Raw genomic sequence first — 14,770 nt, 5'->3', positions numbered from 1 at the left:
GATCCGGCAAATTCGGCATAAAGGAACTTCAGGGCCGGGATATAGCCCTCCGCGGGTTCCGCATATACCTTTCGCCCCGGATGGGTGGCTCCGGCCACACGGCAATGCGGCCTCGTGTTCTGCCGCCCGAGGGAGGACGCCAGGTGCAGCTGTCGACGACCGGCACCGCTGCGTCGGGAGAGCCGGCGGCGCCCCCGCCCACGGCACGGCGTGGCGTCGCCCGCGAGGGTTCCCGGCTGCGCACCGCGGGTCCGGGTCGCATGGGTCTGCGTCGCGTGGGTCTGGGCCTCGCCGGCGTGGTCGCCGTGGTCCTCCTCCTCGAGATCGTGGTCCGGGTCGGACTGCTGCCGCAGGCCTGGTTCCCACCGCCGTCGGAGATCTTCCCCGACTTCGCCGCGCTGGTCACCACCGGTGAGCTGTTCGTCCCGCTCGGCCAGACGCTGCAGGGCTGGGTGCTCGGCATCCTCGCCGCCACCGTCGTCGCCGTCCCGCTGGGCGTGCTGATCGGTTCGCTGGAGCTCGCGCACCGACTGACGCGCTTCATGCTCGAGTTCCTCCGGCCCATCCCGCCCGTCGCGCTCATCCCCGCCGCCGTGCTGATCTTCGGGTCGAACCTCGACATGAAGGTCTTCCTGATCGCCTTCGGCACCTTCTGGCCGGTGCTGCTGCAGACGGTCTACGGCGTCCACGACGTCGACCCGACCGCGCGCGACACCGCCCGGTCCTACGGGCTCGCACCGCGCGCGGTGCTGCTGCGGGTCACGCTGCCCAGCGCGCTGCCCTACATCGCCACCGGCCTGCGGATCGCGTCCGCGATCGGGCTCATCCTCGCCGTCACGAGCGAGATCGTCGTCGGCGTGCCCGGCATCGGCGTCCGGATCACCGACGCCCAGTCCGCGGGTGGCGCCGAGGCCCTCATGTACGCCTGGATCCTCGCCGCGGGCCTGCTCGGGTGGGTCCTCAACGGTGCCCTCCAGATGGCCGAGCGGCGCCTCCTGCACTGGCACCCGTCCTTCCGTCCCGGAGGTGGCCGGTGATCCGCAACCGCATCACGGACTGGGCGCTCGCGCTCGTCCTCCCCGTCCTGCTGCTCGTGGCCTACGACGGCTGGGCACGCACGGCCGACGACTTCTTCTTCCCGCCGCTGTCGGAGATCGGCGGCACCTTCGCCGACGAGTGGCTCTTCACCCGCATCCCCACCGACCTGCTCCCCAGCCTCGTCAGGATGCTCGCGGGCTTCGCGCTCGCCGTCCTCATCGGTGTCGCCCTCGGCACGCTGCTCGGGTTCTCCCGGACGCTGTCGACGGCGCTGGACCCGGTGCTGCAGTTCCTCAGGGCGCTCCCGCCGCCCGCGCTGATCCCGGTCTCGCTGCTGGTGTTCGGCGCGGGCGACGGCGCCAAGGTCTTCCTGATCGCGCTCGGTGCGGTGTGGCCGGTGCTGCTCAACACCGTCGACGGGGTGCGCGGGGTCGATCGCACCGCACTGGACATGGCCCGCTCGTACCGGGTGCCTGCGCACGCGCGGCTCACCCGGCTGGTGCTGCCCGCCGCGCTGCCGCGAATCTTCGCGGGCGCCCGCACCGCGCTGGGCATCGCGATCATCCTCATGGTGGTCAGCGAGCTGATCGGGGCCGACAACGGCGTCGGCTACGTCGTCCAGCTCGCGCAGCGCGGGTTCGACATTCCGGAGATGTGGGCAGGCACCGTGCTGCTCGGCCTGCTGGGGTTCAGCGCCAACGCGCTGTTCGTCGCGGTCGAGAGACGCGTCCTGCACTGGCACCTTGCCATTTCCGGGAGGGCCACCACCGGGCGGGCGGCGCGCACCCCGGCCCGCCGCCCCCGCCGCACCACCCCGAACCCGACGGAGGCAGCCGGTGCTCGACGTCCGTGACCTGACCAAGACCTACGACCCGGCGGGTGCGCCGGCGATGGCCGACCTGACATTCACCGTGGGCGAGCGCGAGTTCGTCTGCATCGTCGGGTCGTCGGGGTGCGGCAAGACGACGATGCTGCGCTGCCTGTCCGGCCTGGTCGCCCCGACGTCCGGCACCGTGACGCTCGACGGCGTGGCGGTCGACGGGCCGCCGAAGGACATGGCGTTCGTCTTCCAGGACTACAGTCGCTCCCTGCTGCCGTGGATGACCGTCGGCGGGAACGTGGGCTTCCCGCTGCCCTACAAGGGCCTGTCGAAGGCCGAGGTCGCCTCGGCCACCGCCGAGGCGCTGGCCGCGGTCGGTCTCGCCGACCGCGGTGACAGCTACCCGTGGCAGCTCTCGGGCGGGATGCAGCAGCGCGTCGCGATCGCCAGGGCGCTGGCCTACCAGCCGCGCATCCTGCTGATGGACGAGCCGTTCGCCTCCGTCGATGCGCAGACCCGCGCCGACCTGGAGGACCTGCTGCTCGACATCTGGCGCCGCTTCGAGATCACGGTTCTGTTCGTCACCCACGACATCGATGAGGCCGTGTACCTCGCGCAGCGGGTGCTGGTGCTGCGCAGGCCCGCCCACGTGCACGAGGTCGTCGAGATCGACCTGCCGGCGGAGCGCGACCAGCTGGCCACCAAGCAGCTGCCCCGGTTCGGGGAGCTGCGCTCACACGTCCTGTCGAGCCTGCGCGCCCCCGACCCGGCCGTCCTCCCCGGCTGATCCCACCCCGATCTCCCCGAAAGGCACCGATGAAGACCTGGTCACGCCTCGGCGTCGGCGTCGCCGTCGCGGCTCTGCTCACCACCGCCTGCGGCGGCGGTTCCGGCTCGGCCCCGCAGGCGGGCGCGGACGGACTGACGACGCTGCGCATCGCGGAGACCGCGGGGGCGCCGCTCAACTTCCTCACCTACGGCGACGAGCAGGGCCACTTCGCCGACGCGGGGATCGACCTCGAGATCTCCTCGTCCAGCGGCGGGGCCACCGTGATCCCGCAGCTGGTGAGCGGTGACCTCGACGCCGCGGGCTCGAACGTCGTGTCCGGGATCATCGCGATCAGCCAGGGGCTGCCGATCCGGATGGTGGCCGCGGGCACCAGCACCTCGGACGACCCGGCGCAGGACTTCTCGGCACTCATGGTGGCGCCCAGCAGCACCGTGACGGGGATCGGCCAGCTCGCGGGGCAGAAGATAGCGGTCAACAGCCTGCGCAACATCAACGACATCGTGCTCGGGCACCAGCTGCAGCAGGCCGGGCTGAACTACGACAGCGTGCAGTTCGTCGAGATCCCGTTCCCGGACATGGCACCGGCGATCCAGCGCGGGGACGTGGCAGCAGGCATGCTCATCGAGCCGTTCATCACGGTGGCGGAGGGGCAGGGCCTGAAGATCATCGGCCGGCCGTACACCGACCTGCGGCCGGGCCTGCAGATCGGCACCTACCTCATGAGCGAGAAGCTGGTGGGCTCCGACCCCGAGCTGGTGACGAAGTTCCAGCAGGCCGTGAAGGCCACCGCCGACTCCATCGCCGCCGACCCGCAGTCGTTCCGCACCGCGCTGCCCCGGATCAGCCAGACCGATCCGGCGCTGGCGGAGAAGGTGCGGATCAACCAGTGGCGGGGGACGACCGACCGGGAGTCGCTGGAGCTGGTGATGGGGCTGATGGTGGACTACAAGCTCGTGGACGCCCCGGTCGACCTCGACCAGGCGGTGGTGGGCTAGCCCTGGCTGGGGTCAGTGCGGTGACCGGAGCCGTTCGTGCACCAGTTCGGCCCCCCGCAGGACGGCCGGGGCGAACGCCCGGATCGACTCGGCGGTGCCCATCCGGCTGCTCGGGGCCGCGACGCCGAGTCCGGCCAGCGGCTGCCCGACGGTGTCGCGCAGCGCCACGGCCACCGCGCACACCCCGTCGGCGCTCTCCTCCCAGTTCAGGGCGTAGCCCTGGCCGCGGATCCGCGCCAGCTCGGCCCGCAGGACCGTGCGGCTGGTGAGCGCCGCCCCGGTGGTGGCGGGCGGCAGTTCCTCGTGGGGGTAGCGGCGGTCCAGCTCGGCGGCAGACAGCCCGGCGAGGATCGCCTTGCCGACGGCCGAGGCGTGCGCGGGCCGGACCACACCGGTGCGGTTGCCCACCCGGACCGACCGCGGGCTCTCCACGCAGTCGACGAACCGGATCGACGTGCCCTCGAGCACGGCCAGGCTCACCGTCTCTTGGGTCTGTTCGCGCACGTCCTCCAGCACGGGGCGGGCGACGCGGCGGATGTCGATGCGGCTGACCGCGGCCAGGCCGATCTCCACCAGCGCAGGCCCGGGCCGGTAGGCACCGTTGGGCCGGTCCTGCATGACGAACCCGCGCCGGCGCAGGGCGGTGAGCAGCCGGTGCGCGGTGGAACGGGCAACGCCGAGCAGGTCGGCCGCCTCGGCCACCCGCAACGCCTGGCGCTCTCCGATCAGCTCGAGCAGCCACAGGGCGTTGTCCACGGAGGTGGTCGGCGTCCCGTGGTCGGCCGGCCTGATGTTCGACATGCAGGAACAATAGCCAACCGTCTTCTCTCAGAACGGAATGGATGTCTAGCCTCAGCGCCATGATCTGGGATCCCGCCACTGCCGCGCCGGTGACCCCCGAGCGCCCGGTCGTCGTCGTCGGCGGTGGTCCGGTGGGCATGACCGCCGCTGCCACGCTCGCCGCCGAGGGCCTGCCCGTCGTACTGGTGGAGCTCTCGCCGGAGCCGCGTCCGGACTGGCGGGCCAGCACGTTCCACGCCGCCACCCTGGAGCTCCTCGAGACGATCGGCATCACCGACCGGATGCACGCCGAGGGGCTGGTCGTTCCCACCTACCAGTTCCGGGACCGCCGCGACGGGCTGATCGCCCAGTTCGACTTCCGCCTGCTGGCCGACGAGACCCGGTTCCCCTACCGGCTGCAGCTCAACCAGCAACACCTCGTCCGGATGCTCGCCGAGCGGCTCCAGCGCGACGAGCGCGTCCGGCTGCTCTTCGGCACCCGCCTGACCGGCCTGGACATCACGGCGGAGGGGGCGCGGCTGCACCTGTCCACCCCGGCCGGGGAGGGTGAGCTCCTCGCCTCGTACGTGATCGGCGCGGACGGGCCACGCAGCACGGTCCGCGGTGAGCTGGGCGTCGGTTTCGACGGCTTCACCTACCCCGAACGGTTCGCGATCACGAGCACGTCGGTCGACCTGCAGGAGCTGCTGCCCGACCTGGGCCACGTCAACTACGTCGCCGACCCGCAGGAGTGGCTGTTCATCCTGCGGACGCCGGAGTCGTGGCGCGTGGTGTGGCCGGTGCCGGAGGATCTCTCCGCGGCGGAGGCGAGCGCTCCGGAGCGCCTGCAGAGCCAGCTGCAACGGGTGGCGCCCTACGAGCCCGGCTACCCGGTGATCGACCACCAGCTCTACAACGTCCACCAGCGGGTGGCCGCGGCGTTCCGCGTGGGGCCCGTGCTGCTGGCGGGCGATGCGGCCCACATCAACTCGCCCGTCGGCGGGGTCGGGCTGAACTCGGGGATCCACGACGCGATGGACGCCGCGCGCAGGCTCGGCCGGATCGCCGGGAACGGCCGGGCGGACGGCCGTGTCGACACCGAGGCCGAGCTGGCCGCCTACGACCGAGTCCGTCGCACGGTGGCGGTGGAGTACGTACAGGCCGACACCCAGCGCAATACCGACCGCCTGCGTGAGACCGACGAAGCAGTACGGCGCAGCCACCAGGACGACATGCGGGCAATTGCCGCCGACCCAGAGCGGGCACGGGCCTACATTCGGCGGGTGTCCCTCCTGGAGAGCGTTCAGCGCTTCGGGGTGGGCACACCACCTGCAGAGCTGGAACTGGAGGAAGCCAGATGACCGTCAACCCGGTCGAGACGGACGCGGCGCTCGAGGAGTTCTACCGCGACCTCTCCGCGGTCGACCTCGCCCCGTTGTGGACCATCACCGAACAGCTGCTCACCCCGACCCCCCGGCCGAGGGCGGTGCCCTGGCTGTGGTCGGCGGCGACGATGAAGCCGCTGGCCCAGCGCGCCATCCAGCTCGTGCCCGTGGAGCGCGGCGGCGAGCGGCGGGTGCTCAGCCTGCAGAACCCCGGGCTCGCCGGCCTGCCCTACGCCGCCGGGACGCTCTGGGGCGCGATGCAGTGCCTCGGCCCGCGGGAGGTCGCGCCCGCCCACCGCCACTCGCCCGGGGCGATCCGGTTCGTGCTGGAGGGTGAGGGCGTCTTCACCACCGTCGACGGCGACGCCTGCGACATGCACCCCGGCGACCTGGTGCTCACGCCGTCGATGAACTGGCACGACCACGTCAACGCGGGCGACGGGGAGATGTTCTGGTTCGACGGGCTGGACCTGCCGATGGTGCAGGCCCTCGACAGCATCTTCTTCGAGTCGTACCCCGGGCCGGGGGAGAGCCAGCCGGAGCCCGCCGAGCACAACGTGTCGGAACGCGTGCACGCGGGCGGTGTCCGCTACACCGACGGCGCCGTGTCCGACGTGCTGAGCCCGCGGCACTCGAAGCTCATGATCTACCGCTGGGCCGACACCGTCGCCGAGCTCGACCGCCTGACCGCGGCGTCGGACGATGCGCTGCTGTCGGTGGAGTACACCGACCCGGAGTCCGGGGCGAGCGTCATGCCCACGATGTCGTGCGCGGCCTACCGGGTGCGGGCCCGCGCCCACAGCCTTCCGGTGCGCCGCACCGGCAACTCGGTGCACGTCGTGTTCAGCGGCCACGGTTCCAGCGTGATCGACGGGCGGCGCTTCGACTGGGGGCCCGGCGACATGTTCGTGGTGCCGTCGTGGTCGGCTGCCGAGCACTTCGTCGATACCGAGCACTTCGCCGCCGAAGGGGCCGACGAGCACGCCGAGGTGTTCGTCGTCTCCGACGCGCCGGTGCTGCGGGCTCTGGGCCTGTACCGCGAGCAGACGCTGTCTGCTCCCCAACCGGTGACCGATCTCTTCTCGCCCCGCTGACTCCTGGAGCGTTCGTGAAGCTCGCGCTGTTCGACGACCACCGGCTCGGTGTCGTCCGTTCCTCCCCGGACGGTGACGTGATCGTCGACGTCACCGCCGCACTGCCCGCGCACGACCCCGACCCGGTGACGGCGGGCTGGTGGCGGGGCCTCGCCCGCGACTTCGACGAGCTCTCCGGCGCGTTGCGCGCCGCGGCGGAGGAGGGCCCGGCCCGGCCCGTCTCCGACGTGGTGCTGCACGCGCCCGTGCTGGGCCCGTCGAAGGTGATCGCCGCAGCGAGCAACTACGGCGAGCACGTCGCCGAGATGCACGTCGTGCAGGAGCGCACGCTCGGCCGCGTCGAGGCCTGGATGATGGACTTCGACGTCTTCCTGAAGGCGCCGTCGTCGATCGTCGGGCCGGGCGGGCGGATCGTGCTGCCCCGCGACGTCGTGGCCGCGGGACACGAGGTGCACCACGAGTCCGAGCTGGTCGTGGTGATCGGCCGCGGTGGCAAGGACATCCCGGTCGAGAAGGCGATGGACGCGGTCCTCGGGTTCACCGCGGGCCTGGACATCACGGTCCGCAGCGCGGCGGACCGCTCCCGCCGCAAGAGCTACGACGGGTTCAGCCCGCTCGGCCCGTACCTCGTCACCACCGACGAGCTCGGTGACGGCTCGGACCTCGACATCCGGCTCACGTCCGGCGGCGCCGTCCGCCAGTCGGTGAACACCCGGGACATGCTCACCCCGGTGCCGGCCATCGTCGCCTACGCCTCCTCGGTGATGACCCTGCTGCCCGGCGACGTGCTCTTCACCGGGGCCCCGCCCGGGGTCGGCCCCATCGCCGCAGGCGAGCAGTTGGAGATGTCGATCAGCGGGATCGGGGCGATGACGGTGACGGTGGCCTGAGGGTCCACCGCTTCAGTGTCGCCCCGGTGCATCCGGGCCGAGCCACATGTCGGCCTGGTGCCGGGTTCCGTAGTCCGGGTGCGGGAACACGTCGTGGACGTAGGGCGCGAGGATCGACTGACCGTCGTAGACGTAGAGCGGCACCGGGTTCGACACGTTCTCGACGATGTACCGCTGGATGTCGAGCAGCGCCTGCAGGCGGGCGGCGGGATCGAGGATCCCGCGCTGCTCGGTGATCATCCGGTCGAGCCCGGGGTCGGTGATCCCGTACCAGTTGCGCGCACCGGTGGAGAGCCACTCGCTGCTGAGGTACTCGTCGGCGGCGAGCATCGGTGTCTGCAGGCCGAAGCCCATCGCGTAGTTCTTCCCGGCGAAGCTCTCCGTGAAGTACGTGGCGTAGTCCTGGACGTCGAGCTCGACCTGGATGCCGACCTCCGCGAGATCCTGCTGGGCCCACTGCGCCTCGCGGACGACGGTCTCGCCGTAGCCGTCGGTGAGGATCATGCGCGTGCTGAACCCGGTGGGGAACCCGGCCTCGGCGAGCAGCTGCCGGGCCCGCTGCGGGTCGTGGGGCTGCAGCTGCGCGCTCTCGGCCGAGGGCAGCCCGCCGAACAACGTGGGGGTGACCGGCCCGGTGAGGTCGCCACCGGATCGGATCGCCGAGAGCATCCCCTCCCGGTCGATCGCGAGCGCGACCGCCCGCCGCACCCGCGGGTCGTCGAACGGCTCGGTCTCCTGGTTCATGAAGATCCGCACCTGGGACAGGCCCTTCTCCTCGCGGAGCACGAGCCCGGGGTCCTGCTGCAGCAGCCGGTCGATCTGGGCCTTGTCCGATGACAGAGCGCTGAGGAAGTCGATCTGGCCGGTGCGCAGCGCGGCGATGGCTGACGCCTGGTCCGGCACGATCGAGACGTGCACGCCGGCCATGTGCGGCGTGCCCTCCCGGTAGTAGTGCGGGTTCGCCGTCAGCACGCGCTCCCGGTCGCGCACCCACCGTTCCAGCACGAACGGTCCGGTGCCGATCGCCGTGGTGGAGACGTCGAACTCCCCGCGGGTGGCCTCGCACGGCAGGATCCACATGAAGTGGTTGGCCATGTTGGTGTCGAACTCCGCATACGGCCCGTCCAGCCGGAAGACGACGGTGTAGGGGTCGGGCGCGCTGATGTCCTGCACCATGCTGATGAGGTTGACCTGGTGGCCCGGCAGCTGTCGGATCCGCTGCATCGTGCAGAGCACGTCGTCCGCGGTGAACTCGCGGCCGTTCACCGGAGGCTTGTCGTGGAAACGCACGCCGTGGCGCAGGTGGAACGTCCACGTGCGGCCGTCGTCCGTGGGTTCCCAGCTCTCGGCGAGGTCCCCCTCCAGCTGCGGCGAGCCGTAGGGGATGTCCGGTCCGGTGTCGAAGTCGACGAGCTTGCTGTAGGTGGAGCCGATGGCGATGTGGGTGTTGTAGGACGACTGGGCGTGCGGGTCGAGCGAGCGGGCGTCCGAGGGCAGCGCGTAGCGGAAGATGCCGCCCTGCTGCGGCGGCCCGGCGTCCTGCTCGGCCGATCCGGCCGCCGGGGCGCGGCCCCCGGGGGCGGAGAAGCAGCCGGTGCCGAGCAGGGCCACGGCGACGAGCGTGACGATCAGCTGCAGTCGGGTCCTGCGCCGGACGCGTCGCATGGTGCGCTCCCTGCTGGTCAACGGATCTGCTTCGGGTCGAAGAAGTCACGCAAGGCGTCGCCGAGGAGGTTGAAGGCGAGGACGGCGACGGTCAGGATCCCGCCGGGGAAGACGACCATCCACGGGGCGATCTCCATGTACCGCGAACCCTCGCTGAGCATCGCGCCCCAGGACGGCGTCGGTGGTGGTGTTCCGATTCCCAGGAAGCTCAGCGCGGACTCGGCGATGATCACGATGGCGAACAGCAGGCTCGTCACCACCAGCAGCGGGGCGAGCAGGTTGGGCAGCCCGTGCCGACGCAGGATCCGCCAGGTGCTGCACCCGCTGGCCCGCGCCGACTCGATGTAGAGCTCCTCGCGGATGCGCAGCATCTCGCCGCGGGCCACGCGGTTGAACGAGGGGATCACGAGCAGGCTCAACGCGATCACCGTGTTGCGCACGCTCGGGCCGAGCAGGGCGGCGATGAAGAGCAGCAGCACGATTCCGGGGATCGCCATGAGGGTGTCCATCACGCGCTGCAGTGCCGTGTCGAGCGGGCTGCCGCCGAAGTAGCCCGACGCCACCCCGATCGCGATACCGAGGGTGCCGCCCGCGGCGAGCGTGGCCACCGAGACCAGCAGTGAGGTGCGAGCCCCGTAGAGCACCCGGCTGAAGATGTCGCGGCCGAGGTCGTCGGTGCCCATGAGGAACTGCGCGCTCGGGGGCTGCTGGAAGAACTCCCGCTGCTGCGCCACCGGGTCGAAGGGCGCGAGCACCGGAGCCAGCATCGCGGCGAGCACGAACAGCGCGATGAGCACCATCGCGACCGCGCCCAGCGGCTGCGTGCGGACCAGGTGGCCCAGGCCCCGCCGCGCGGTTCGGCGCGCCACCGGCACCCGGCCCGCCACGATCTCGGTCATCCGACTCGCCTCCCGTTCCTACGCGTAGCGGATGCGGGGGTCGATCACGCCGTACAGCAGGTCGACCACGAGGTTCACCAGCACGAACACGGCGCCGTAGACCACGACGCACCCCAGCACGACGGGGTAGTCCCGCAGCTGCACCGACTCGAAGATCAGCATGCCCATGCCGGGGATCCCGAAGATCGACTCCAGGATCACGGTGCCGCCGAGAATCGCTCCCACCTGCAGGCCTACCAGCGTGAACACCGGCACCAGCGAGTTGCGCACGGCGTGGGTGAACACCCGGGCCTCGGACGCGCCCTTGGCCCGGACCGTGCGGACGAAGGGGGAGCGCAGCACCTCCAGCAACGACGAGCGCAGCATCCGCGCGATCGCCGCCATGCCCGCCACCCCGAGCGCGATCGCGGGCAGCGCCATGTGGACGAGGTTGCTCCCGAGGTCCTCGGCCGGCGTCCGGTAGACCAGCGGGGGTGACCAGCCGAACCACAGCGCCAGGTAGGTCACCAGCAGCAGGCCGAGCCAGAAGTTCGGGATCGAGATCCCCGCCACCGAGACGACCCGCAGGCCCTGGTCGAGCCAGCTGTTCTGCCGCACGGCCGAGAGCAGTCCCAGCGGGATGCCGGCGAGGACGCTCACCAGTATCGCCATCACGCCCAGCTGCAGGGTGATCGGCAGCCGCTCCGCGATCAGGGCGGTGACCGGTTCCTGGCTCTGGAACGATGTGCCGAAGTCGCCGCGGGCCGCGTCGGTGACGAACGTGCCCAGCTGCGTCAGCAGTGGCTGGTCCAGGCCGAGCTGCGCGGCCAGCGCCGCCACCTGTTCCTCGCTGACACCCGGGGCGTCGGCCAGCTGCAGCCGCACCGCGTCGCCGGGAATGAGCCGCAGCGTCAGGAAGACGAAGACGGTGACGAGCGCGACCACGAGCACGCCGTAGAGGGCACGCCGGAGCACGTACTCAAGCACGGGCGGCCTCCCCACCGAGGAGGTGGCACGTCGCAAGGCGTCCGGGTCCCGCTGCGACCGGTTCCGGTGCGGTGGTGCGGCAGGTGTCGAACGCCGACGGGCAGCGGGTGTGGAAGCGGCACCCCGGCGGGGGAGCGCTCGGGCTCGGTATCTCCCCGCGCACCACCTGCCGCCCACGCGTGCGGGCCACCGTGGGGTCGGCGCTGGCGATGGCGGCCGCGAGTGAGCGGGTGTAGGGGTGGCGCGGGTCGGTCAGCAGCTCGTCGGCAGGCCCCTGCTCCACGATCTCGCCCAGGTACATCACGCAGATCCGGTCCGAGACGTAACGGACGACGTTGAGGTCGTGGGCGATGAACAGGTAGGACAGGCCGAGCTCGCGCTGTAGCGAGCGCAGCAGGTTGAGCACCTGGGCCTGCACCGACACGTCGAGCGCGCTCACGGCCTCGTCGCAGACGAGCAGCCGGGGGTCGGTGGCCAGCGCCCGTGCGATGCCGATGCGCTGCGCCTGCCCACCCGAGAACTGGTGGGGGTACTTGTCCAGGTCGCTGGGCGAGAGCCCGACGAGCTCGAGCAGCTCGCTCGCCCGGCGCCGGTTCGCGCGGCCGTCGGTCATGCCCTGTGCCTCGAGTGGCTCGCTGATCACCGAGAACACGGTCATCCGCGGGTCGAAGGAGCTCACCGGGTCCTGGAAGACGATCTGCATGCGCCGCCGCAGCGGCCGCAGCTCGCGGGCGCCCATCCCGGTGAGCTCGCGGCCCTCGAACCGGATGCTCCCGCTCGTCGGGTCGAGCAGCCGCAGCACCAGCCGGGCCACCGTCGACTTCCCGGACCCGGACTCCCCGACGAGGCCGACGGTCTCGCCCGGCCCCACCGTGAACGACACGCCGTCGACCGCGCGGACGTGCCCCACGGTGCGGCGGAGCAGCCCGCGGGTGATCGGGAAGTGCTTCACGAGGTCGCGCACCGTGAGCACGTCCCGGTCGGTGGCGGGCACGGGTACCGGCGCTCGTTCGGCCGTGGATGCCATCAGGCGCTCTCGCGTCCGACGGCCACCGCCGGGCCCGCGACCCTGGCGTCGCGCTGGAGCAGGCACCGGCTCGTCCGGCCCCCGCCCAGCTCGTACAGCTCGGGCACGGTGCTCGCGCACTCGTCCCATGCGTGGGGGCAGCGCGGGTGGAACCGGCAGCCGGTCGGTGTCTCGTGCAGGCTCGGGACGGCGCCGGGGATGGCGGCGAGCGGGAGCGACTTGTCGGTGGTGGGTGTGGGGACGGCGGCGAGCAGCGCCGCGCTGTACGGGTGGCGCGGATCGCCGAGCACCTGCGCGGTGGGGCCCTGCTCGACCACCTGGCCGGCGTAGAAGACCACCACCCAGTCCGCCGTCTCGGCCACGACGCCCATGTCGTGGGTGACCAGCAGCAGTGCGGTGCTGTACTCCCGCTGCACCGTGCGCAGCACCTCGAGGACCTGCGCCTCGATGGTGACGTCCAGTGCGGTGGTGGGCTCGTCGGCGATGAGGAGGCGCGGCGAGCAGGCGAGCGCCATCGCGATCATGACCCGCTGACGCTGTCCGCCGGACAGCTGGTGCGGGTAGGCGTCGATGCGGCTGCGCGCGTCGGGGATGCCCACCTGGTCGAGCAGCTCGATCGCGCGCTCCCGGGCGGCCCGCTTCGAGATCCGTCGGTGCAGGCGGATGGCCTCCACGACCTGGTGGCCCACCGAGTACAGCGGGTCCAGCGAGGTCATCGGGTCCTGGAAGATCATGGCGATCTCGTCGCCGCGGATCCTGCGCATTCCCCGCGCGTCCAGCTCGGCGAGGTCGCGGCCGTCCCACAGCACGCGCCCCCTGCTGATCCGGCCGCCGTCGAGCAGCCGCAGCACGGCCAGCGCGGTGACGCTCTTGCCCGACCCGGACTCGCCGACCACGGCGACCGTCTGGTTGGCGGCCACGGCGAAGCTGACGCCGCTGACCGCCTCGACGGTGCCGGATGCGGTCGGGAACTCGACTCCGAGCTCCTCGATCTGTAACAGGGGTTCGGGGTTCACGTCGGAGTCCACACAGCCTCCTCGTTGGGGCTCGGTGCGCTCGTCGGCCATCGGATCGTGGTTAGAACCAGGCTCTAGAACTTCATCAGAGCGTGATGCGTGCCCATGTTTGTGTCAAGGTCCGTTCCGTCTGGATCGGGGGCTTGACAGGTCCGGCAGCGCTCGACGACTCTCTGGTCTAGAACTCAATTCCAGAATGATCCTCGGAGGGTGAGATGATCGACTTCTCGCTGGGCGACGAGGAGCGGCAGATCCGCGACACGATCCGAACCTTCGTGGAGCGTGAGGTGATGCCGCTCGAGGACGAGGTGCTGCGCAACGAGCGCGCCGGCCTGCCGGGGCTGGAGCCGGGGGTGCTGCACGAGCTGCGGGAGAAGGCGAGGCGGGCCGGCTTCTGGGGGATCAACACCCCCGAGGAGTACGGCGGCATCGCGCTCGGGGCGGTGATGAGCGCGATCCTCGCGATGGAGGTGGGCCGCACCTTCGTGCCGTTCAGCTTCGGGGGCTCCGCGGACAACATCCTGTACGGCGCCGACGAGGCGCAGAAGAAGGCCTATCTGCTCCCGACGATCGCGGGGGAGCGGCGCTCCTGCTTCGCGATCACCGAGCCGGGGGCGGGCTCGGACGCCCGCAACATCCGTACCCGGGCCACCCGCAGCGGTGCGGACTGGGTGATCAACGGCGAGAAGACGTTCATCACCGGCGGCAACGAGGCCGACTTCTGCATGGTGTTCGCGGTGACCGACCGGGAGAAGGGAGCCGACGGCGGAATCACCTGCTTCCTCGTAGACCGGGACATGGGCTGGAAGTCCTCCCCGATCCCGACGATGGGGCAGTGGGGCCCGGCCGCGCTCAGCTTCCAGGACGTGCGGGTGCCGGCGGCCAACGTGCTCGGCGAGGTCGGCAGGGGCTTCGACCTGGCCATGCGCTGGATCGGGCAGGGCCGTTTCATGATCCCGGCGCGCGCGGTGGGTGCCGCGGAGCGACTGCTCACGATGGCGGTCGACTATGCCAACATCCGGGAGTCGATGGGCCACAAGATCGCCGACTACCAGGCGATCCAGTGGCAGATCGCCGACTCGCAGGTCGAGATCGAGGCCACCAAGTGGCTCACGCTGTACGCGGCGTGGCGCGTGAGCCGCGGGCTCGACCCCCGCCACGCCTCGTCGATCGCCAAGCTGCACGGCGCCACGACGGCGAACAACGTGGTCGACCGGGTGCTGCAGATCCACGGCGGCATGGGCTACACGAAGGAACTGCCGATCGAGCGGTGGTACCGCGAGCTGCGGCTGCTGCGGATCTTCGAGGGCACCGACGAGATCCAGCGCCGCACCATCGCCCGCAACCTGCTCAAGGGCCACGTGCGGCTCGGCGGCATCGGGGACTGAGCGCCGGTCGCCGATGC

At 71.3% G+C, this 14,770-nt stretch carries 14 protein-coding genes; 8 read left to right on the top strand and 6 right to left on the bottom strand.

Annotation, left to right across the window (positions count from 1 at the left end):
- Nucleotides 1–143: 143 nt before the first annotated feature.
- From AC5L35_RS25880 to AC5L35_RS25865, 4 genes are read left to right on the top strand one after another with little or no spacing between them, the layout of a single operon-like run.
- Nucleotides 144–1,037, top strand: a complete 894-nt coding sequence (locus AC5L35_RS25880; protein WP_495062292.1) for an ABC transporter permease — start codon at nt 144–146, stop codon at nt 1,035–1,037.
- Nucleotides 1,034–1,891 (top strand): ABC transporter permease, encoded by an 858-nt coding sequence (locus AC5L35_RS25875; protein ID WP_495062291.1) that lies wholly within the window; start codon nt 1,034–1,036, stop codon nt 1,889–1,891. Before AC5L35_RS25880 ends, AC5L35_RS25875 begins: the two co-directional genes overlap by 4 nt.
- Nucleotides 1,875–2,645: an ABC transporter ATP-binding protein gene (locus AC5L35_RS25870; RefSeq protein WP_495062290.1), complete on the top strand. Its 771-nt coding sequence runs from the start codon at nt 1,875–1,877 to the stop codon at nt 2,643–2,645. Before AC5L35_RS25875 ends, AC5L35_RS25870 begins: the two co-directional genes overlap by 17 nt.
- Before the next feature lie 29 nt (nt 2,646–2,674).
- Nucleotides 2,675–3,643 (top strand): ABC transporter substrate-binding protein, encoded by a 969-nt coding sequence (locus AC5L35_RS25865; RefSeq protein WP_495062289.1) that lies wholly within the window; start codon nt 2,675–2,677, stop codon nt 3,641–3,643.
- Between the two features lie 12 nt (nt 3,644–3,655).
- Here AC5L35_RS25865 and AC5L35_RS25860 read toward each other — a convergent pair whose 3' ends face one another.
- A complete protein-coding gene (locus tag AC5L35_RS25860) occupies nt 3,656–4,444 on the bottom strand; it encodes an IclR family transcriptional regulator (protein ID WP_495062288.1) in 789 nt (262 codons plus the stop codon).
- A 59-nt stretch (nt 4,445–4,503) separates the two neighbouring features.
- Between AC5L35_RS25860 and AC5L35_RS25855 the strand changes: the two genes are divergently transcribed.
- From AC5L35_RS25855 to AC5L35_RS25845, 3 genes are read left to right on the top strand one after another with little or no spacing between them, the layout of a single operon-like run.
- Nucleotides 4,504–5,784 (top strand): FAD-dependent oxidoreductase, encoded by a 1,281-nt coding sequence (locus tag AC5L35_RS25855; RefSeq protein WP_495062287.1) that lies wholly within the window; start codon nt 4,504–4,506, stop codon nt 5,782–5,784.
- Nucleotides 5,781–6,902: a cupin domain-containing protein gene (locus tag AC5L35_RS25850; RefSeq protein ID WP_495062286.1), complete on the top strand. Its 1,122-nt coding sequence runs from the start codon at nt 5,781–5,783 to the stop codon at nt 6,900–6,902. Before AC5L35_RS25855 ends, AC5L35_RS25850 begins: the two co-directional genes overlap by 4 nt.
- A gap of 14 nt (nt 6,903–6,916) precedes the next feature.
- Entirely contained in the window at nt 6,917–7,792 is an 876-nt protein-coding gene (locus AC5L35_RS25845; RefSeq protein WP_495062285.1) for a fumarylacetoacetate hydrolase family protein, read from the top strand.
- A gap of 12 nt (nt 7,793–7,804) precedes the next feature.
- On the opposite strand, the gene AC5L35_RS25840 is transcribed toward AC5L35_RS25845, so the two are convergent.
- From AC5L35_RS25840 to AC5L35_RS25820, 5 genes are read right to left on the bottom strand one after another with little or no spacing between them, the layout of a single operon-like run.
- On the bottom strand, nt 7,805–9,457 hold the full coding sequence (locus AC5L35_RS25840) for an ABC transporter substrate-binding protein (RefSeq protein ID WP_495062284.1): 1,653 nt from the start codon (nt 9,455–9,457) through the stop codon (nt 7,805–7,807).
- Nucleotides 9,458–9,474: 17 nt separating this feature from the next.
- The gene (locus tag AC5L35_RS25835) at nt 9,475–10,356 is read right to left on the bottom strand and encodes an ABC transporter permease (RefSeq protein ID WP_495062283.1); all 882 of its coding nucleotides are present in this window, start codon (nt 10,354–10,356) and stop codon (nt 9,475–9,477) included.
- A gap of 18 nt (nt 10,357–10,374) precedes the next feature.
- On the bottom strand, nt 10,375–11,322 hold the full coding sequence (locus tag AC5L35_RS25830) for an ABC transporter permease (protein ID WP_495062282.1): 948 nt from the start codon (nt 11,320–11,322) through the stop codon (nt 10,375–10,377).
- Complete coding sequence (locus AC5L35_RS25825; protein ID WP_495062281.1) at nt 11,315–12,349, bottom strand: ABC transporter ATP-binding protein; 1,035 nt, start codon at nt 12,347–12,349, stop codon at nt 11,315–11,317. Before AC5L35_RS25825 ends, AC5L35_RS25830 begins: the two co-directional genes overlap by 8 nt.
- The gene (locus tag AC5L35_RS25820) at nt 12,349–13,377 is read right to left on the bottom strand and encodes an ABC transporter ATP-binding protein (RefSeq protein WP_495062280.1); all 1,029 of its coding nucleotides are present in this window, start codon (nt 13,375–13,377) and stop codon (nt 12,349–12,351) included. Before AC5L35_RS25820 ends, AC5L35_RS25825 begins: the two co-directional genes overlap by 1 nt.
- Before the next feature lie 206 nt (nt 13,378–13,583).
- On the opposite strand from AC5L35_RS25820, the gene AC5L35_RS25815 reads away from it, so the two are divergent.
- Entirely contained in the window at nt 13,584–14,753 is a 1,170-nt protein-coding gene (locus AC5L35_RS25815) for an acyl-CoA dehydrogenase family protein (protein WP_495062397.1), read from the top strand.
- Nucleotides 14,754–14,770: the final 17 nt, after the last annotated feature.

Source organism: Pseudonocardia sp. OZ21 (genome assembly GCF_059359135.1).
This window is presented reverse-complemented; position numbering and strand designations above follow the sequence as displayed.

Coding starts and splice junctions, on each gene's coding strand:
- AC5L35_RS25865 (WP_495062289.1), top strand. CDS start 2,675: ATGAAGACCTGGTCACGCCTCGGCGTCGGCGTCGCCGTCGCGGCTCTG.
- AC5L35_RS25850 (WP_495062286.1), top strand. CDS start 5,781: ATGACCGTCAACCCGGTCGAGACGGACGCGGCGCTCGAGGAGTTCTAC.
- AC5L35_RS25860 (WP_495062288.1), bottom strand. CDS start 4,444: ATGTCGAACATCAGGCCGGCCGACCACGGGACGCCGACCACCTCCGTG.
- AC5L35_RS25825 (WP_495062281.1), bottom strand. CDS start 12,349: ATGGCATCCACGGCCGAACGAGCGCCGGTACCCGTGCCCGCCACCGAC.
- AC5L35_RS25835 (WP_495062283.1), bottom strand. CDS start 10,356: ATGACCGAGATCGTGGCGGGCCGGGTGCCGGTGGCGCGCCGAACCGCG.
- AC5L35_RS25855 (WP_495062287.1), top strand. CDS start 4,504: ATGATCTGGGATCCCGCCACTGCCGCGCCGGTGACCCCCGAGCGCCCG.
- AC5L35_RS25840 (WP_495062284.1), bottom strand. CDS start 9,457: ATGCGACGCGTCCGGCGCAGGACCCGACTGCAGCTGATCGTCACGCTC.